Consider the following 19,421-nt stretch of genomic DNA (forward strand, 5'->3'; position numbering starts at 1 on the left):
CCGCCTACTGCCTGATTCACTGCACCCGCCCGGGTATTTTAGGCGATTATTGCGCAAGAAGCCAATGCGCAGGCGGCTGGTGCTGATAGCGTATAATGCAGCCATGTCTTTATCCGTCCGTCAGATTCTTGCCCATCAGGGCTATGCGTTCCCCAAGTTGCTGTCTTATCGTATTTTGATGGTGCTTTCGTATCAAATGATGATGGTGGCCATTGGCTGGCATATTTATGAGCTCACCCACGACCCGTGGTCGCTAGGCTTGATCGGTTTGGCCGAGGTGATCCCCTATATGGGCAGTGCGCTGTTTGCCGGGCATGCGGTGGACCATTATTTTTCGCGGCGGGGGTTTGCTGTCGTTTCCGCATTATTTCTGGCATTAAATGCCGGGCTGCTGGTGCTTATTACCCAGCATCCTTCGCCGCAAGCGGCCTGGTGGATTTATGGCACAGTCGCGCTCACTGGTTTTGCGCGCGCATTGATTTCGCCTAGCTATAACACGCTGTTTGCCTTAATTATCCCGCGTGCTTCAATCGCTAAAGCCTCTGGCATTGGCAGTTCTATGTTCCAGATTGGCCTGATTGTGGGGCCAGCCATTGGCGGCTTGCTGATTGGTTTTGCCGACAAATCGATGGCGTATGGTTTGTCTGCACTCTTGGCATTGGCGGCGGCGATTGCCGCAACCACTTTGCGCGTCAAAGAGCATCACAACCATGCACCCATGAAAGTATTTGCCAGCATCGGTGAGGGCTTGCGCTTTGTGCGGCGCACACAGGTTGTGCTTGGCGCGCAATTGCTCGATATGTTTGCCGTGTTGTTTGGCGGCACGGTGGCCATGCTGCCCGCGTTTGTGCATGACATTTACCAAATGGGTCCCGAAGGGCTGGGCGTGTTGCGTGCGGCACCCGCCGTGGGGGCGATCGTCACCAGCCTTTGGCTGGCAAAGCATCCGATTCATCAGCATAGTGGCCGCTGGCTGTTGCTGGCGGTGGCCGGGTTTGGGGTGTGTATGATTGCGTTTGGCCTCTGTAGCACCTACTGGCTGGCGATTGTCATCCTCGCCATTTCCGGCATGATGGACGCCGTATCGGTGATCTTGCGGCAAACCATTTTGCAATTGGCCACACCAGACAATATGCGCGGCCGTGTGTCAGCCATCAACGGTATTTTTATCGGCTCGTCCAATGAGTTAGGCGCGTTTGAATCCGGCCTCACCGCCAGGCTGATGGGGCTGGTGCCGTCGGTGGTGTTTGGCGGTTGTATGACCATTGCCGTGGTGGGTGTCACTGCCATCAAAGCGCCCAAGCTGCGCGACCTGCATCTCTCACAGTTGCATTAAATACCATGCGTGATCTGGAGTCGTTGTTTCAAGCCCTGCAACGCTCCACCTTCCGTACTGGCTTCCGCTTAAACGCCAAAGACCTGCACTATCTGCAACAAAAAGGCCTACCCACTGTTTTGGACCATGCCGAACAGTTTATTGCCCAGCGCCTGGCGCCAGCCGTGGTTGCCAATGATGGCCAGCAAACACCGATGCGTGGCCACCCGGTATTTGTGGCACAACACGCCACCGCTACTTGTTGCCGGGGCTGTTTAAATAAGTGGCACCGCATGGCCGAGGGTCGGGCACTCACATTGGAAGAACAGGCCTATATCGTGGTGGTGATTGAGCACTGGTTGATGGCCTATCTGCCTGCGCCCGACGCGGAACATTAACCAGCGCTGTAAACAATGGATGTGAAAAATAGACGTAAAAAGAGAGAAGGCCAACGGCACTTCTCTCTTTTAGTGTGGCTATGCTTGCTGATTAAACGTGCTTACTGCTTGGTAGTCGTTGCATCAGGCGTTTGCCAGCCGCCGCCCAGCGAGCGATACAAATCTACCACCGCGGCCACTTGCTGCTGCTTGGTTTCTATCAGCTCCATTTTTGCATCCAGTGCGTCACGTTGCGTGAGCAATACTTCCATATAGTCAGCGCGCGCGGCTTTAAACAGCTGGTTAGCGACGTCAATCGACTGCGTCAATGCCTCCACTTGCTTGTTTTTCAGCTGGTAGTTTTTATCCAGGTTGTCGATATTGGAAACCTGGTTAGCCACTTCCATATAGGCATTGATGATTTTTTGCTCGTAGTCATAGGCCGCTTGAATCTGCACGGCATTGGCACTTTTGTACTGTGCTTCAATCGCGTTTCGGTTGATGAGTGGTGCCACCAGCTCGCCGCCAAATGACGCCATCACCGAGGCTGGAATATTCAGCAGGTATTTAGGATCAAACGCCTGAAAGCCCAAGCCTGCCCGAATCGAGAACGACGGGTAAAAGTTGGCCTTGGCCACATCAATATTCAGCTTGGCCGCTGAGAGTTCAAGCTCCGCCTGGCGAATGTCCGGGCGATTGGATAGTAGTTCAGATGGCACACCAGTTTGCATCACTTTGTTCTGCATGGCCATAAAGTCAGCCGAGGCGCGTTGAATCGGCTGCGGTGTTCTCCCCAGCAGATAGTTGATGCGGTTTTCGGTCTCGACAATGCTTTGTTTCAGCACATACTGACGGCTCTGGTTCTTTTTCACCTCGGCATCAAACCGTTTCACCGCCAAGGAGTTGGCCCGTGCATATTGCTGCAATTCTTTCACCACCGATAACGCGTTTTGCTGAATCTGAATGTTCTGATCCAATGTTTGCAGTTCGTTATCAAGCGCAATCAGCTCGTAATAGGCGTGCGCCACTTCGGCCACCAGGTTGGTGACCAAAAAGTTTTTGCCCTCAATGGTGGCCATATACTCCATGACCGCCACCTTGGTGGCATTGCGCAGCTTTTTCCACACGTCGAGCTCCCACGACGCGACCAGCCCAAACTGGTAGTTGCCGAGAAACCTTGGGTTAGAGCGACCTTCTTTGATGTCCAGATTTTCTTCAACGGCACCATTGCGGGTATATTTGCCGACTTTCTCTTTATCGGCGCTGGCGCCGATACCGACAAACGGTAAATATTCCCCTTTACGTGCCTGGATTTCATTCTGGGCAACGCTAATCCGTTGCGCCATGATATGAATTTCCTTGTTGTTGTTCACTGCCGTATCAATCAGCGTGACCAGGTGCTGGTCATCAAAAAAGTCCTGCCATTTGAGGCTGGCGCTGTTGCCCGCCGGGGCAACAGACTCCTGGTATTGCGTAGGCAGCGTGGTGTCAGCCTGTTTGCTGGTAATCAGCGGAATCGCGCACGATTGCAGCATCAACGACACTGCCCCGGCCACCATCCATGTTAAATGCTTATTCTTCATCTTCATCATCATCCTGATGGGAGTTGTATTTGTAGGTCTCGGTCAGAGGTTCAGTTTCCTCTTTACGGATCATGGATTTACCATCGGCCAGCGTACCAAAAATGTAGTACAAGCCGGGAATCACGATCACACCAAAGATGGTGCCGAACAGCATGCCGCCCATGGCTGACGTACCGATGGTGCGGTTGCCGACGGCACCTGCACCGGTGGCGATCACTAATGGAATCAGGCCAGCAATAAAGGCGAACGAGGTCATCAAAATAGGGCGGAAACGGGTTTTAGCACCTTCAATCGCTGCATCGCGGATAGACATGCCCTGGCCATGTTTTTGCACGGCAAATTCCACGATCAACACGGCGTTTTTACCCAGCAGGCCAATCAGCATAATCAGGCCAACCTGCGCGTAAATATCATTGGCGAGCCCCAGTATCTTGAGCAGAAACAGCGAGCCAAAAATACCGGCAGGCAGCGACAGAATCACCGCAAACGGCAAAATAAAGCTTTCATACTGTGCCGCCAGCACCATGTACACAAACACCAGCACCACGATAAAGATCATCAGCGCTTCATTGCCGCGTTTTTCTTCGTCGTATGAGAGGCCTTCCCAGGCAATGTCGTAGCCTTTAGGCAGGGTGGCATGTGCCACTTCTTTCACTGCATTAATGGCTGATTCCGTCGTGTAGCCAGGCGCCGGTTCAGCACGAATCGCCGCCGAGTTGTACAGGTTGTAACGGGTGATCTCGTTTGGGCCCTGACGCTTCTTCATGGTCATAAATGCCGAGTAGGGCACCATTTCACCATCTTCGTTTTTAACGAAGTAGTTCAGTACGTCACTTGGATAGCGGCGGAACTCAGGCCCGGCCTGGGTATAAACCTTGAAGAAGTTATTAAAGCGGATAAAGCCTTGCTCGTAAGTACTACCAATCAGAATATCCAGGTTGTTCATGGCATCTTCAATAGAGACTTTTTTCTGCATCGCCAACTGGTTGTCGATCACCAACTCATACTGCGGATAGTTAGCCGCATAAAACGTGAACAAGCCAGTGAGCTCTTTGCGCTTGCCCAGGTTTTGCATGAACTCTTTGTTGATTTTGTCGAACACGTAGTAATCAGCGCTGGTGGTTTTATCCAGCAAGCGCAATGACAGGCCAGACGCGGCACCATAACCCGGCACGGCTGGTGGTTGAAAGTACTCAACTACCGCGCCAAAGTTCTTGGTTTTTTCTTCCAGCTCTTCAATGATCTGCTTCACCGATTGCTTACGCTCAGACCAGTCTTTGAGGTTGATAATACATGTACCCGCGTTGGAGCCACGCCCTTCAGTCAGCACTTCATAGCCCGCCAGTGACGACACAGACTCCACGCCCTCTACTTGTTTGGCCAGCGTTTGCAGGTGCCGCGCGACCTTGTTGGTGGTTTCCAGCGTTGAGCCCGGTGGCGTTTGAATAATGGCGTAAATCATGCCCTGGTCTTCACCAGGAATAAACCCGGCTGGCAAGATTTTGTCGACATAGACAATCCCGGCTGAAAACAGCGCCAGCACCACAAAGGTCACCGTGCGCAGCGTGACCACTTTTTCTAAAAAGTTGGTATAGCGGCCAGTGACTTTTTCAAACACCCAGTTAAAACCATCCAGAAACACTGAGATGGGTGTTTTGCGTTTAGGTTGGCCATGTGTGTCTTTGAGAATCATCGCGCACAGCACCGGTGTTAATGTCAGCGCGACGATACCGGACAGCACGATGGAAGAGGCCATGGTAATGGCGAACTGGCGGTAAAACACACCCACCGGGCCCGGCATAAAGGTGATCGGGATAAAAACCGAGGTCATTAACAGTGTAATGGCCACAATCGCACCACCGATTTCACCCAGTACGCGTTGCACCGCTTTGTAGGGGCCGACATGGTCAGAGGCCATCTTGGCATGCACAGCTTCCACCACCACGATGGCGTCATCCACCACCACGCCAATGGCGAGTACCAGCGCAAACAGCGTGACCAGGTTGATGCTCAACCCAAACGCTTTCATCACAAAGAAAGCACCAATCAGCGAAATAGGCACCGCCAGCGTCGGGATCAGCGTCGAGCGCCAGTCGCCTAGGAAAATAAACACCACCAGCGCCACCAGTACAAACGCTTCGGCCAGCGTGTGAATCACTTTTTCAATCGAGGCATCCAGAAACTTGGACACGTCATAATTGATTTCATAATCCATACCGGCCGGAAAGCTTTGCTTCAGCTCTTCCATCTTGACTTTAACGTCAGCAATCACCTCGCTGGCGTTGGTGCCGTAGTTTTGCTTGAGCACAATCGCAGCAGATGGGTAGCCGTCTTTGTTGGAGTAAATATCAAAAAACTCACTACCCAGCTCAACCTTGGCAATGTCTCGCAGGTGCAAAATTTCGCCGTTAGAGTCGGCGCGGATAATAATGTTGCCATACTCTTCAGGCTTGTTATAACGGCCTTTGTAGACCAGCACATACTCTTTTGATTGCGCATAAATGCCCGAGCTTTGGCCCAGACGACCTGGGCGGCCAATCACACTCTGGCTGCTGATCGCATCCATCACCTCTTTACTGGATACCTTGTAGGCGCGCATACGCTCAGGGTTAAGCCAGATACGCATGGCGAATTGGCGGCTACCCAGGTTTTGTGCCTGTGCAATCCCATGCACGCGTTGAATTTCAGGAATCACGCTGACGTTGACGTAGTTAAACAAAAACTTCTCGTCGGCGTTTTTATCTTTACTGTACAAGTTCACATACATCAGCATGCTCGGCTGTACCGTGTTAACGATCACGCCCTCTAACTGCACCAGCGGCGGTAGCTTGCTCATCACCTGGTCCAGCCGGGTTTTTACCAGCACCATGGCGGCGTTAGGGTCTACGCCCAAGTCAAAAATCACCTGTATCGTGGCTTCACCAGCACTGGTGGCGTCAGACACGATGTATTTCATGCCTGGCACACCGTTGATGGCGCGCTCGATAGAAATCAGTGAAGACTGCACCAATACGTCGGCACTCGAGCCTGGAAAAGCCAGCGTTACAATCACGCGTGGCGGCGCGATTTCGGGGAACTGCGAAATTGGCAGGGTTTTGATCGACAGAAACCCAAGGAAAATCATCACCAGCGAGAGCACAATCGCCATCACCGGTCGTCTGAGGAAGATGTTTAACATGTTTTTTTCACCTTAATGGTTATTCTGCGTACAGTTCCAGCTCAGGAACGACTTTTTCAGGTGCTTTGTACTCGGTGTCGATTTTTTGTCCGTTTTTAACGCGGCGCAAGCCTTCCAGCAACACGGTGTCGGTGTCTTTGAGACCAGACTTCACAATAAACAAATGTGGCAGTTCGGCGCCAATCTGTATCATGCGTTGCTCTATCTTGTGGTCTTTGTTCACCACATAAACAAAGGTTTTATCCAGCACTTCAAAAGTGGCTTTTTGCGGAATTAACATCGCGTTAGGGTAGGGCACCTCAAGCAAAATGGTGCCGGTTTCGCCGTGGCGCAACAAGCTATGCGGGTTAGGAAAGTCGGCCCGAAATTCGATGTTGCCGGTTTTGTTGTCAAAGTCGGCTTCTACCGTTTCAATCGCCCCGGCTTGGTCAAACAATGCACCGTTAGCCATACGTAGTTTCACCGGCACGCCTTTTTCATTTTTTTGATGAATTTTAAAGTCCAGATACTCTGCTTCTGGCACGTTAAAGTAGACCCACATGCGGCTGTTGTCAGACAGTGTGGTCAGCAAATCACCTTCATCCAGCAAACTGCCTTTACGCACTAGCAGGTGGTCCATGATGCCGGTAAACGGCGCGTTGATATTGGTAAAGTTGAGGTGAGTTTGTGCCAACTGTACCTCGGCATTGGCTTTGTCCAGTTTGGCTTTGCCCAGCGCCAGCTCGTTTTGCGAGACGATGTTTTTCTCGGCCAGCGCCTTGGTGTTTTCATATTCGATTTGCACCGTTTTGGCTTCAGCCTGTGCTTTTAATAAATCGACCTGGTAAACGTTAGGCATGATCTTGAACATCGGTTGCCCCTGCTTGACCACTTGGCCTTCCCCGGCAAACACGTCCTGCAAATAACCACGTTCCAGCGCACGTAATTCAATATGCTGGATGGCATGAATCTGGCAGACATATTCCTTGGTAATCATGGTGTCTTTGTGCCAAGGGGTGGTGACTTCGAGTTTTGGCGGCGCTTCTTCGTGCGCCTCTTCTTGATGACAAGCGCTGAGCAACGTGCCAAGCAAGCCTAAAACGATTAAGTTCTGTTTAATCATAGTGTGTTCTTATCTTAAAAGTGAAGAGAAATACTTGCAAAAACAGGTGGTTGGCGAAGGCTTTACTGCAGGTGGCCTGTCTTGATCGTCAGACTATCCTTTCTTGTTGCAAACCACAACCGCTAGCCTAGGCTCCGTCCTGAGTGGACGCTGGGAGATATACTGGTAACAACGAGGAGGAGAGTGGCGATCAGCGGCGTTGTGCAGGGCGCAAACGCGATGACACCTATGGCTAGACGGGTGGTGCGCGTGAGTGCAGGTGGCGTACAAACACCGGGCGCGGGATCACGCGACGGCGAGGCATCGCCAGTAACGCAAATAGAATCACGCAAGCAACAGACACGCTTACGGGCGGGGAAATTAACGGGGTAATCGGTGTGAACGGTGTTTCACCGTCGCCTGTGTATTCGATCACTTCGGCGACACGCACACGCACCGTGTCGTCACTGTAGCTGGAGTGGTCAGAAAACTCTGCGACCAATGCAAAGCCGAGCATAGCCAACAGCACTGTGACGACCCACAGTCTGAGTTGCAACGCGGCGGTGTTCAGATGTTTATGCATAAGTCAGTTAACGGAAATAAAACGTCAATTCTGTAGTGGTGTTTGTGTTGTATCGCCTTGGGCGGAATATTTATTCATTGTATGGCTGGCAGGTTAACATCGACACCGCCAAAATATATTATCGTAAATGCTCTTTACATTGCTTACATTAAACGCTTTTACATAGCGAATGACAATACGCAATCAGCCGTAGTTCTAAGAAAAGCGGCGTTTGTAAGCTGGCTGTCAGTTTTGAGTGCACCAAGTTGGTGCGTTGGTTTGCGCTGTTTTGGAGATGGTCACTTCCTTTTTTGCCTTGTCGGAGAGTTATTTTCTGGTGCTTGTCCTTAGGATAAGCAACCAAAGAAGTCATCGTCGGGGGGGGGCATCGATGCTCACGCGGTTGTGGTTGTTTGTGATGTTGCTTTTCGCCTTTTCGGCGAGTTACTTTTCTTTGCTTGCCCAAAGAATAAGTAACCAAAAGAAAGTGCACCCCAGCTTCCGCTTGTCCCCTGTGCTACTCGGCTTGTCGGGCGTCAATCAAAAACTCGCTCCTACGGAGCTCAAACAGTTGCTTGCCGAAGGCCCCCGCCAATCCTGCGTTGCTCGGCGCGGCAGATGGGGACCCCGAACACCATGCGACTGCAACTCTTAGTGCGTTGAATTAAAAAAGAATTGAGTTTTTGAGCCGTTCAAACTTGTACGCCGTGAGTTTGGCGAGATAAATCCCATTCATCACGCTGAGTAGCGGAGACAAAATAAGAGTAGAGGGAGCGACTGTCTGAGCTCCGCAACAAGCCACGAAGTGTGTGGCTTGTCAGGGCGAGTTTCGTGACCGGCTTATTTTGTTGAGCAACGCAAGGGAGCCGAAGGCCGTGATGGCTGGGTGTCGTCCTCTTTGGTTACTTGTCTTAAGGACAAGCACCAGAAAGTGACTCGCCAACAAGGCGAAAAAGAATGTTTTATGAGCAGCTCAAGCTGTTTAATACAGGCTCGGTTTCAGTATGGCTAAAACCCCAGATGTGGCCGTAAATAAGTCAACACGATAGGCAAGCCGATCGCGCTAATCACTCCGTTCAAGCCCATGGCCATGCTGGCAAATACACCAGCTTCTTCATTGACGCTAAACGCACGCGTAATGCCCAGCCCATGCGCGCCCACGCCAATGGCTGTGCCACGTATCCACCATTGCTGCACTTTCACGCTATTTAAGATGTAGGGCGCCAAAATTGCCCCCAGCATGCCGGTAATCACGGTAAACACCGCTGTCAGTGTCGGTGACACATTGAGCCGTTCGGCAATGCCCATCGCAATCGGCGCCGTGACCGATTTTGCATACATGCTGCCGACAATGTTGTCACTTGCGCCCATCAGCTTGGCAATGACCACTGCACTCACAATAGACACTGTGCTGCCTGCTGTGAGCGCGACCCAAATGTGAAAAATCTTGCCTTGCATGCGCTTAAAGCCATTGTAAATAGGCACGGCCAGCGCCACTGTTGCTGTGCCCAGCAAAAAGTGCACAAATTGCGCACCTTCAAAATATTTTTCATATGGCATGTCTAGCAGTTCTATGGCCAGGCAGGTCAGTATCACCGAAATCGCTACCGGGTTAACCAGCGGGTTGCGCTTGGCACGCACATAAAGCAGGTAGCCCAGCTGGTAAGTCGCCAGCGTAATAATCAATGCGAACAGCGGGTCGCCAGACAGGTAGACCCAGATCTCTGAAATCGGGATGCGCTTATTCATGGCGATGGCCTTTACTGCGCTTGAGTGAAAAATACCAAAACACTTTAAGTACCAGTGCTGTCACCGCAATGGTGAGAATCACGCTCACGATTAAGGCGGTGCTCACCGCTAACGCATGTGTTTGCAACTCAGGTAAAAACAGCAATACGCCCACCGACGCAGGCACAAACAGCAAGCCCAGGTGCTGGCGAAAGCTATCTGCCACCAGTGCCAAGTCGCTATCTACCTGTTTTCTTAAACATAAAAAAGCCAGTAACAACAATAGGCCTAGCACCGGCCCCGGAATGCCGGGTAAAAAGAATTTACTCAGCAGCTCGCCCAGGCCCTGCCATAAAAAGAGTTGAACCAAACCTGATATCATGCAGTCCCCTCAGATGCCCAGGCGAGCGGTATACCGCCCATATTTGTGCCTGGAATTATTGATACATAGAATGCCGCGATGTTAATGTCATTTTTCCGATTCAGCCATATTTTTTTGAGCCGTGTTTTGTTCATGTTCGTCCTTGGTGGCTTATCGCAAGCGGTAGCTGACACCGAAGAGGATGGCCGTTACTGGTTTAGTCTCTATACCCAGGGCAAATTGCCCGCCGACAACTTTTACTGGAGCATGGACACGCATCCGCGCTGGCGCAACGAAGGCCAGCATTTTGACCAGTTGATTTTGCGGCCATCGGTGTTTTACAAGTTCAACCCGAAAACCAGCGTTTGGTTAGGCTACGACACCATTATCAGCCATCCGCCCAGCCAGTCGTCGCAGCGCGAAAACCGCCTGTGGCAGCAGTTTCAATATCAGTTCGATGAAGTCGCCAGTGTGACCTTGACCAGCCGCACACGCCTAGAGCAGCGGCGGCGTGAAGACTTTCAGGATGTGGGGCATCGCTTGCGGCAAATGGTGCGTGTGACTACGCCATTGCCGGTGCATCCAAAATTATCGCTGGTGATGTTTGATGAGCTGTTTGTTAACCTGAATCAGACCGAGTGGGGCGCACAACGCGGCATCGACCAAAACCGCTTTTTTATTGGCGCTAATTGGAAATTTAGTGATTTTTCTAATGTAGAAACCGGCTATCTGCACCAGTTTATTAATACGCGCACGGTCGATCGCGAAAATCATGTGTTGATGACCACGGTACGCTTTAACTTCTAACTGCATGCGTTGCCGGGTGGCGGAGTGCCTTGTGATAAAATAACGCTTTTGTTTTCAAGTTGATACGCATGCCGCAACTGCCCATCTCCGCCACTGAACAATGGTTACGTGAGGCGCTTTCACAGCGCATCCTGATTCTGGATGGCGCGATGGGGACCATGATTCAGCAATACAAGCTGACCGAGGCCGATTATCGCGGTGCGCGTTTCAAAGACTTTCAAGGCCCAGCGGGCGAGCGTGAGTTGTTCGTTAAAGGCAATAACGAGCTGTTAACGCTCACGCAGCCGCACGTCATTCAAGAAATCCACGAAAAGTATCTGGCAGCAGGCGCTGACCTGATTGAAACCAATACCTTTGGTGCCACCAGTGTGGCGCAAGACGATTACCACATGGCGCATCTGGTGTATGAGATGAACGTGGAATCGGCCAAACTGGCCAAGGCCGCGTGCGTGAAGTACAGCACACCAGACAAGCCGCGCTTTGTCGCGGGCGCCCTCGGCCCGACGCCAAAAACCGCCTCAATTTCGCCCGATGTAAACGACCCGGCGGCGCGTAATGTGAGCTTTGACCAATTGGTCACCTCTTATTTAGAGCAAATTCGCGGCCTGGTTGATGGTGGCGCTGACATTTTGATGGTGGAAACCATTTTTGATACGCTCAACTGTAAAGCCGCTTTGTTTGCCATTGAGACTTTCTTCGACGAGCAAGGCAAAACCTGGCCCATCATGATTTCTGGCACGGTGACGGATGCCTCGGGCCGTATTCTTTCAGGCCAAACCGTGACTGCTTTTTGGCACTCGGTGCGCCATGTTAAACCACTGACGGTTGGCCTCAACTGTGCGCTCGGGGCCACACTCATGCGTCCCTATGCTGAAGAGCTCAGCAAAGTCGCTGATACCTTTGTCTGCATTTACCCCAACGCCGGGTTGCCTAACCCTATGTCTGACACCGGCTTTGACGAAACGCCAGACGTGACCTCCAGCCTGGTGAAAGAATTCGCCGATAGTGGCTTTATCAATATTGCCGGTGGTTGCTGCGGCACCACGCCCGACCATATCAACGCCATTTACACCGCAATTAAAGCGCTGCCGCCACGCCAGGTGCCAACTCTGCCGGTCACCACCAAGCTCTCTGGCCTGGAGCCTTTTATCATTGATGAAAGCTCGCTCTATGTAAACGTGGGTGAGCGCACCAACGTCACCGGCTCTAAAGCGTTTGCGCGCATGATTATCAACGAGCAATACGAAGAAGCGCTGAGTGTGGCGCGTCAGCAGGTAGAAAACGGCGCGCAGGTCATCGACATCAACATGGACGAAGGCATGCTGGATGCGGTCAAGGCGATGACGCATTTCCTCAACCTAGTTGCCTCTGAGCCTGACATCGCTCGCGTGCCTATCATGATCGACTCCTCAAAATGGGCGGTGATTGAGGCCGGGCTAAAGTGCGTGCAAGGCAAGGCCATTGTTAACTCGATTTCGATGAAAGAGGGCGAAACCGAGTTTTTACGGCAGGCCAAATTGTGCCAACGCTATGGTGCGGCCGTGGTAGTGATGGCGTTTGACGAAACCGGTCAGGCCGATACCTATGCGCGCAAAACCGAGATTTGCAAACGCGCTTACGATTTGTTGGTGGGGCACGGTTTTCCGCCAGAAGACATTATTTTTGACCCCAATATTTTTGCCGTGGCCACCGGCATTGAAGAACACAACAACTACGCGGTGGACTTTATCGAAGCCACGCGCTGGATCAAGCAAAACCTGCCCTATGCCCGTATTTCCGGCGGGGTGTCCAATGTGAGTTTCAGCTTCCGCGGCAACGAGCCTGCGCGTGAAGCCATTCACACCGTGTTTCTCTACCACGCCATTCAGGCCGGCATGACGATGGGTATCGTTAACGCGGGCATGGTCGGCGTCTATGACGATATTGCCCCTGAGTTGCGCGAGCGGGTCGAAGACGTGGTGCTCAACCGCGTGGTCGACCCGGAAAATCCTTTAGCGGCCACCGAACGCATGATCGAGATTGCCGGAACACTGGTCGCCGGTGGTAAAAAACAGGAAGCCACCTTGGCTTGGCGCGGCACGCCAGAGGCGCCGGTGCCCCCTGGTAAGCGACTCGAATATGCGCTGGTGCATGGTATTACCGACTTTATTGTGGCCGACACCGAAGAGGTGCGTGCTGACATTATGAATAACGGCGGCCGCCCGATTCACGTCATTGAAGGCCCGCTGATGGACGGCATGAACGTGGTCGGTGACCTGTTTGGCCAGGGCAAGATGTTTTTGCCGCAGGTGGTAAAGTCGGCGCGCGTGATGAAGTCCGCTGTGGCGCACTTGATCCCGTTTATTGAGGAAGAAAAAGCCGCCGAAGAGCGCCGCACCGGCCTGGTCGCCAAGCCAAAAGGCAAAGTGGTGATCGCCACCGTAAAAGGCGACGTGCATGACATCGGCAAAAACATCGTGTCGGTGGTGTTGCAGTGCAACAACTTTGAGGTGGTGAATATGGGCGTGATGGTGCCCGCGGCCGAGATTCTGGCCATGGCCAAAGCTGAAAATGCTGACATTATCGGCCTCAGTGGCCTGATTACGCCGTCGCTTGAAGAAATGGCTTATATCGCCAAAGAGATGCAGCGCGACCCGCACTTTGTCGAAAACCAAACGCCGTTGCTGATTGGTGGCGCCACCACTTCACGCGCGCACACTGCCGTGAAAATTGCGCCTAATTACCAAGGCCCGGTGATTTACGTGCCCGATGCCTCGCGCTCAGTGAGTGTGATGCAAAACCTGCTCACGCCAGAAACACGCGGGGCTTACCTGGCCGAGATTCAGGCCGATTACGAAAAAGCCCGCCACCAGCATGCCAATAAAAAAGGCGTGCCCATGCTGAGCCTGGCCGATGCACGCGCCAATGCCGCAAAAGTAGAGTTCACTGGCGATAAAGCGCCGGTGAAGCCTAAGTTTATCGGCCGTCGCGTGTTTAAAAATATTGATTTAGCCTTGATCGCGCAATACATAGACTGGGGTCCGTTTTTCCAGACCTGGGACCTGGCCGGTTTTTACCCGGCGATTTTAAAAGACGAAGTGGTTGGTGACGCTGCGACCAAAGTGTTTGCCGAAGCGCAGGTGATGCTCAAACGCATGGTGGATGGCCGTTGGTTAAGCGCCAATGGCGTCATTGCGCTATTGCCCGCCAACCAGGTCAATCAGGATGACATTGAAATCTATACCGACGACACCCGCAGCCAGGTCGCACTCACCTGGTACGGCATGCGCCAGCAAACCCAAAAACCGGTGATCGACGGTGTGGCCCGCCCTAACCAGTGCCTGGCTGACTTTATTGCACCAAAAGGGCCATCGAGAAGTGAAACTATAGATGATTACATCGGCCTGTTTGCCGTCACCGCCGGATTGGGCATGGAAAAACGCCTGGCTGACTTTGAAAAAAATCACGATGACTACAACGCCATCATGTTCAAGTCACTGGCGGACCGCCTGGCCGAAGCCTTTGCCGAATACATGCACGAGCGCGTGCGGCAAGACTTATGGGGCTATGCCGCCAGCGAAGCCTTAGATAAAGATGCGCTGATTAAAGAGCAATATCAGGGTATTCGCCCGGCACCAGGGTATCCGGCTTGCCCCGATCACACGGTGAAAGAGCAGATGTTTGAGGTGTTGCAAGCCACCGAAATTGACATGCAGCTCACAGACAGTTACGCCATGCTGCCAGCGGCAGCAGTGAGCGGCTTCTATTTTGCGCATCCTGAGTCCAGGTATTTTAGTGTGGATAAAATTGGTAATGACCAGTTGGAAGATATGGCGAAACGGCGTGATGTGGAGAAAGATTGGTTGGAGCGCTGGTTAGCGCCTAACCTGGGTTGATGGGTTTTTGATTGAGTTAAAAAGGCGTACTGAGAGGTGCGCCTTTTTTGTTTGAGTGATCATGAAGGTAATTGTTTGGAGGTGTGATATTGGCAGGTTGATTTGACGTATTCTTTCGCTTTTTCAGCGAGTTACTTTTCTTTGCTTGCACAAAGAACAAGTAACCAAAAGAAAGTGCACCCCAGCTTCCGCTTCATCCTTGCGCTACTCGGCTTGTCGGGCGTCCATCGAAACTCAACCTGGCAGCTCACACAAAGCGTGAGCTGCTGCGGGATTCGGACAGCCGATGGCCGACAACTCCCGCCAATCCTGCGTTGCTCGGCGCGGCAGATGGGGACCCCGAACACCATGCGACTGCAACCGTTAGCGAATTGAATAAAAAGAATTTCTTTTTCTAACCTTCCAAACTTCGAATCAGCTAGTTAAGTGAGAAGAATCCCATCCCATCACGCTGAGTAGCGGAGACAAAATAAGAGTAGAGGGAGCGACTGTTTGAGCTCCGCAGCAGCTTGCGGTGTGTGCAAGCTGCTAGGGCGAGTTTCGTGACCGGCTTATTTTGTTGAGCAACGCAAGGGAGCCGAAGGCCGTGATGGCTGGGTGTCGTCCTCTTTGGTTACTTTCTGGGGGACAAGCACCAGAAAGTGACTCGCCAACAAGGCGAAACAAAATGCCGCAACTGAGCAAAAACTTGATTGAGTGCTCCAGTGACTGTGCGCTCAAAGAATTACCTTTTCAACAATGGCGCTATCGCTGCCATCAATCTCTCCGTTGTCCCTCTATGCTGCAATGTAAACCCCTTCGCTGCTTGCGACATCGTTCGCACTTTGCTTCTATCCGCCGCCAAGGTAGCAATCATGCCATGCAGCTCCGCCACATCGCTTAGTTGCACCGCCGCATCTGCCATCACCGCCGCTTGCGTCACCTGCGCAAAGTTAAACATATGTGGCCCTAATATCGTCGGCACGCCCATGGCCGCCGCTTCAATCAGGTTTTGCCCACCCAGCGGCTGCAAACTGCCGCCCATCACGGCAAAGTCACTGGCCGCATAATAGGTGTACATCTCACCCATGCTATTGCCCAGCACTACCTGCACGTCTTTATTCAAAGGTTGCACCAGTTCTGTACGCAATACATAACGCAAGCCGCGTGCCTTGAGTAGTGACTCAACCTCGGCAAAGCGTTGCGGGTGGCGCGGCACTAACAGGGTGAGCACATCCGCGCCTTGCACGGCGTCGAGGATTAATGATTCTTCACCCTCACGCGTACTCGCCGCCATAAACACGGTGCGTTGTGCGCCTAGCAACTGGCGCAATTCAGCGCCTTTGGCAGCGCTATCCGCTGGCGGCGTGACATCAAACTTGAGGTTGCCGCAGATGATGGGGTGTTGTGCCCCCAGTGCTTGCAGGCGCTCGGCATCGGCGGCCGTTTGTGCGGCGACCAGTGACAGTTGTTGCAAGCCGGTGCGGGTCAGGCTGCCCAGTTTGGTATAGCCTGCGGCTGACTTTGCTGACAGGCGCGCGCTGAGCAGTGCCATGGGGATACTCAGCCGCGTGGCCTGGTTAATTAAATGAAACCACAGCTCGGTTTCCATTAACAAGCCTAACTCTGGTTTAAAGTGAGTGAGAAAGCGCTTGGCCGCGCCTGGCGTGTCTACGGGTAAATAGGCTTGCAGTACACGACCACTGGCAATTTTTGGCTGAAACAACTGGCTGCTGGTATCGCGACCCGTCGGGGTGCCGTGTGTAATCAGCAGTTGGCGGCTGGGGTAGTGCGCCAGTAAGGCTTGTATTAACGGCTGTGTGGCGCGCGTTTCACCTACCGAGACGCAGTGTATCCAGATGACGGGCGCTTTAACAACTTGCGTATAAAAACCATAGCGCTCACCCACATGCTGGCGGTATTCGGGTTGCTTGAGGCCGCGCCAGAATAGCTTGAGTGGCAGCAGGGCGGCCACGGCAAACATCAGCAGCGAATAAACGAATTTTGGCATGGCGCTATTCTCGCATATTTGCGTGTGATGTCGCCTGAGTGCACCAATCAAATGCATGCAAAACACGAGAGTGATGACTCACCTATGCCAGGGGCCTTATAGTTAAAGTGATTAACAAAATGCAAGCTACACGCACCAAAAAAAGGCGTAAAAAATCAATTGACGTCAACAAAGTATAGGCATAAATTACTGCCAGCAACACAAGATGTTGTGTTTGGCTGAAGCCGCATCTCAATCCATAGCGTGCGGCAACATAAGCGTGCAAACGCTTGTTTCAAGCCAATCTTTGTTCTAACGCGTTGTCAGCCGCAGGCGTTTTTCCGGTTCACAGCGCGTTATCAATTAATAAGAATCACCAAAGGTGGGAGAACTCGATGCTGAAAGCTGTTGAACAAAAGAAAGTCCATTCAGAGGAGGCCGCCGTGGAAATCCCGGTGCAACCTGTTTCACTCGATATCTGGGATAAAAAATATCGCCTGAAAACAAAATCTGGTGAGCATGTAGACCAGGACATGGACGATTCTTACAGCCGCGTCGCGCGCGCATTGGCTGACGTCGAGACCACCGAGGCCAAAAGAGCCGAATGGCACGAAAAGTTTTTGTGGGCATTGCGCCGCGGTGCGATTCCGGCCGGCCGCATTACCTCCAACGCCGGTGCGCAAGAGCACAAGCCAGCCACTTCTACCATTAACTGTACTGTCTCAGGCGTGGTTGAAGACAGCATGGACGATATTTTGGGCAAAGTGCACGAAGCTGGCCTGACCCTCAAAGCCGGTTGCGGTATTGGTTATGAGTTTTCTACCCTGCGTCCCAAAGGCGCGTTTGTCGCTGGCGCGGGTGCTTACACTTCCGGCCCGCTGTCGTTTATGGATATCTACGACAAAATGTGTTTCACCGTCTCGTCTGCCGGTGGCCGTCGCGGCGCACAAATGGCGACGTTTGATATTTCGCATCCAGACGTGACTGACTTTATCAAAGCCAAGCGTGAAAACGGCCGTTTGCGCCAGTTCAACCTGAGCTGCCTGATTACCAAAGAGTTTATGGAGGCAGTAAAAGCCGATGACGAGTGGCGTTTGGCGTTCCCGGTCACAGAGAAAGAAGCCATTATTGATGGCCTGAATGTGAATGACGAGTCACAAGTGGTGTGGCGCGACTGGCCGGTTAAGCAAAAATACCTGACCAAGCTCGATGGCCCAGAAGCCGGTAAAGTGGCTTGCCGTATCTACAAAACCATCAAAGCGCGCCGTCTGTGGGACGTGATCATGTCCTCCACCTACGACTTTGCGGAGCCAGGCTTTATCCTGATCGACCGCGTCAACGAAATGAACAACAACTGGTTCTGCGAAAACATCCGCGCCACCAACCCTTGCGGCGAGCAACCATTGCCCCCTTACGGCGCTTGTTTGCTGGGCTCAGTCAATCTGACCAAGTTTGTGCGTGAGCCATTTACCGATCAAGCCGCTTTTGACTGGGATGAATATCACAAGGTGGTTGCCGTGTTCACCCGCATGCTGGATAACGTGGTCGAAATTAACGGTTTGCCATTAGAGCAACAACGCCAAGAAATCGCCCGCAAACGCCGTCACGGCATGGGCTATTTAGGCTTGGGTTCTACACTGACCATGCTCAAAATGAAATACGGTGATGAAGACTCGATCAAATTCACCGAAGAAGTGACCCGCGTCATGGCCGAAGTGGGCTGGGAAGTCGGCGTGCAACTGGCCGAAGAAAAAGGCCCGGCACCGATCATGGACGAAAAGTTTGAAGTCACCGCTGACATGCTGCGCGTGCGCCCGGAAATGGCGGCTGATGGCATCAAGGTTGGCCAAAAACTGGCCGGTAAAGTGTTGCTGGGTAAATACAGCCGCTACATGCAGCAGTTCCCAGAAGGCTTGCGTAACCAGATCGCCACCAAAGGCGTGCGCTTTACCCACCATAGCTCTATCGCGCCAACCGGTACGATTTCACTCAGTCTGGCCAACAACGCCAGCAACGGTATCGAGCCGAGCTTTGCCCACCACTATGCGCGTAATGTGATTCGTGAAGGCAAAAAATCTAAAGAGAAAGTCGACGTATTCAGCTACGAGCTGCTGGCCTACCGTGAGCTGGTGAATGCCAACGCCATGCCTTTCAGCGACAAGCCAGAAGAGCAATTGCCAGACTACTTCCTCGATTCATCCACCATCATGGCCAAAGCCCACGTGGATATTCAGGCCGCTGCCCAAAAATGGATTGATAGCTCCATCTCCAAAACCATCAATGTGCCGACCGATTACGACTTTGAAGATTTCAAGAACATTTATCTCTACGCCTATGACAAAGGCCTCAAAGGCTGCACGACCTTCCGTTTCAACCCTGAGGCGTTCCAGGGCGTGTTGGTGACCGAGAAAGATTTAGAGAGCACCACCTACAAGTTTACGCTGGAAGATGGCACCGAGATTGAAGCCAAAGGCAACGAAGAGATTGAGTACGACGGTGAGATTCACACGGCGGCCAATTTATTCGACGCGTTTAAAGAAGGCTACTACGGAAAATTCTAGTGTTTGCCGACTGCGCTCGCCATT

The 19,421-nt window shown here is 52.4% G+C and carries 12 protein-coding genes; 5 read left to right on the forward strand and 7 right to left on the reverse strand.

Going from position 1 to position 19,421, the window contains the following annotated elements; all coding sequences use genetic code 11:
* Nucleotides 1–103 precede the first annotated feature (103 nt).
* Together METH5_RS0106940 and METH5_RS0106945 are read left to right on the forward strand one after the other, a co-directional pair.
* Nucleotides 104–1,336, forward strand: coding sequence for an MFS transporter (locus tag METH5_RS0106940; protein WP_029147822.1), 1,233 nt, complete (start codon nt 104–106; stop codon nt 1,334–1,336).
* Between the two features lie 5 nt (nt 1,337–1,341).
* Complete coding sequence (locus METH5_RS0106945; protein ID WP_029147823.1) at nt 1,342–1,713, forward strand: DUF4186 domain-containing protein; 372 nt, start codon at nt 1,342–1,344, stop codon at nt 1,711–1,713.
* Between the two features lie 101 nt (nt 1,714–1,814).
* Here METH5_RS0106945 and METH5_RS0106950 read toward each other — a convergent pair whose 3' ends face one another.
* From METH5_RS0106950 to METH5_RS0106975, 6 genes are all read right to left on the reverse strand, one after another.
* Nucleotides 1,815–3,275 (reverse strand): TolC family protein, encoded by a 1,461-nt coding sequence (locus METH5_RS0106950; RefSeq protein ID WP_029147824.1) that lies wholly within the window; start codon nt 3,273–3,275, stop codon nt 1,815–1,817.
* Complete coding sequence (locus METH5_RS0106955) at nt 3,265–6,453, reverse strand: efflux RND transporter permease subunit (protein WP_029147825.1); 3,189 nt, start codon at nt 6,451–6,453, stop codon at nt 3,265–3,267. Before METH5_RS0106955 ends, METH5_RS0106950 begins: the two co-directional genes overlap by 11 nt.
* Nucleotides 6,454–6,472: 19 nt before the next feature.
* On the reverse strand, nt 6,473–7,555 hold the full coding sequence (locus tag METH5_RS0106960) for an efflux RND transporter periplasmic adaptor subunit (protein ID WP_029147826.1): 1,083 nt from the start codon (nt 7,553–7,555) through the stop codon (nt 6,473–6,475).
* A 232-nt stretch (nt 7,556–7,787) separates the two neighbouring features.
* Entirely contained in the window at nt 7,788–8,117 is a 330-nt protein-coding gene (locus tag METH5_RS0106965) for a hypothetical protein (RefSeq protein WP_029147827.1), read from the reverse strand.
* 987 nt (nt 8,118–9,104) lie between these two features.
* Nucleotides 9,105–9,845 (reverse strand): LrgB family protein, encoded by a 741-nt coding sequence (locus tag METH5_RS0106970; protein WP_029147828.1) that lies wholly within the window; start codon nt 9,843–9,845, stop codon nt 9,105–9,107.
* Nucleotides 9,838–10,206, reverse strand: coding sequence for a CidA/LrgA family protein (locus METH5_RS0106975; RefSeq protein ID WP_029147829.1), 369 nt, complete (start codon nt 10,204–10,206; stop codon nt 9,838–9,840). The genes METH5_RS0106970 and METH5_RS0106975 overlap by 8 nt, the downstream gene beginning before the upstream one ends.
* Before the next feature lie 132 nt (nt 10,207–10,338).
* On the opposite strand from METH5_RS0106975, the gene METH5_RS0106980 reads away from it, so the two are divergent.
* Together METH5_RS0106980 and metH are read left to right on the forward strand one after the other, a co-directional pair.
* Nucleotides 10,339–10,992: a DUF2490 domain-containing protein gene (locus tag METH5_RS0106980; RefSeq protein WP_232410974.1), complete on the forward strand. Its 654-nt coding sequence runs from the start codon at nt 10,339–10,341 to the stop codon at nt 10,990–10,992.
* A gap of 68 nt (nt 10,993–11,060) precedes the next feature.
* Complete coding sequence (gene metH, locus METH5_RS0106985; RefSeq protein ID WP_029147831.1) at nt 11,061–14,867, forward strand: methionine synthase; 3,807 nt, start codon at nt 11,061–11,063, stop codon at nt 14,865–14,867.
* 724 nt (nt 14,868–15,591) lie between these two features.
* Here metH and waaA read toward each other — a convergent pair.
* Entirely contained in the window at nt 15,592–16,857 is a 1,266-nt protein-coding gene (waaA, locus tag METH5_RS0106990) for a lipid IV(A) 3-deoxy-D-manno-octulosonic acid transferase (RefSeq protein WP_198290686.1), read from the reverse strand.
* Nucleotides 16,858–17,231: 374 nt separating this feature from the next.
* On the opposite strand from waaA, the gene METH5_RS0106995 reads away from it, so the two are divergent.
* A complete protein-coding gene (locus tag METH5_RS0106995; protein WP_029147833.1) occupies nt 17,232–19,397 on the forward strand; it encodes an adenosylcobalamin-dependent ribonucleoside-diphosphate reductase in 2,166 nt (721 codons plus the stop codon).
* Nucleotides 19,398–19,421: the final 24 nt, after the last annotated feature.

It is taken from the genome of Methylophilus sp. 5, assembly GCF_000515275.1.
In the GTDB taxonomy this organism is placed as follows: domain Bacteria; phylum Pseudomonadota; class Gammaproteobacteria; order Burkholderiales; family Methylophilaceae; genus Methylophilus.

Coding starts and splice junctions, on each gene's coding strand:
- METH5_RS0106980 (WP_232410974.1), top strand. CDS start 10,339: ATGTTCGTCCTTGGTGGCTTATCGCAAGCGGTAGCTGACACCGAAGAG.
- METH5_RS0106950 (WP_029147824.1), bottom strand. CDS start 3,275: ATGAAGAATAAGCATTTAACATGGATGGTGGCCGGGGCAGTGTCGTTG.
- METH5_RS0106975 (WP_029147829.1), bottom strand. CDS start 10,206: ATGATATCAGGTTTGGTTCAACTCTTTTTATGGCAGGGCCTGGGCGAG.
- METH5_RS0106955 (WP_029147825.1), bottom strand. CDS start 6,453: ATGTTAAACATCTTCCTCAGACGACCGGTGATGGCGATTGTGCTCTCG.
- METH5_RS0106995 (WP_029147833.1), top strand. CDS start 17,232: ATGCTGAAAGCTGTTGAACAAAAGAAAGTCCATTCAGAGGAGGCCGCC.
- METH5_RS0106940 (WP_029147822.1), top strand. CDS start 104: ATGTCTTTATCCGTCCGTCAGATTCTTGCCCATCAGGGCTATGCGTTC.
- metH (WP_029147831.1), top strand. CDS start 11,061: ATGCCGCAACTGCCCATCTCCGCCACTGAACAATGGTTACGTGAGGCG.
- METH5_RS0106965 (WP_029147827.1), bottom strand. CDS start 8,117: ATGCATAAACATCTGAACACCGCCGCGTTGCAACTCAGACTGTGGGTC.
- METH5_RS0106970 (WP_029147828.1), bottom strand. CDS start 9,845: ATGAATAAGCGCATCCCGATTTCAGAGATCTGGGTCTACCTGTCTGGC.
- METH5_RS0106960 (WP_029147826.1), bottom strand. CDS start 7,555: ATGATTAAACAGAACTTAATCGTTTTAGGCTTGCTTGGCACGTTGCTC.
- METH5_RS0106945 (WP_029147823.1), top strand. CDS start 1,342: ATGCGTGATCTGGAGTCGTTGTTTCAAGCCCTGCAACGCTCCACCTTC.
- waaA (WP_198290686.1), bottom strand. CDS start 16,857: ATGCCAAAATTCGTTTATTCGCTGCTGATGTTTGCCGTGGCCGCCCTG.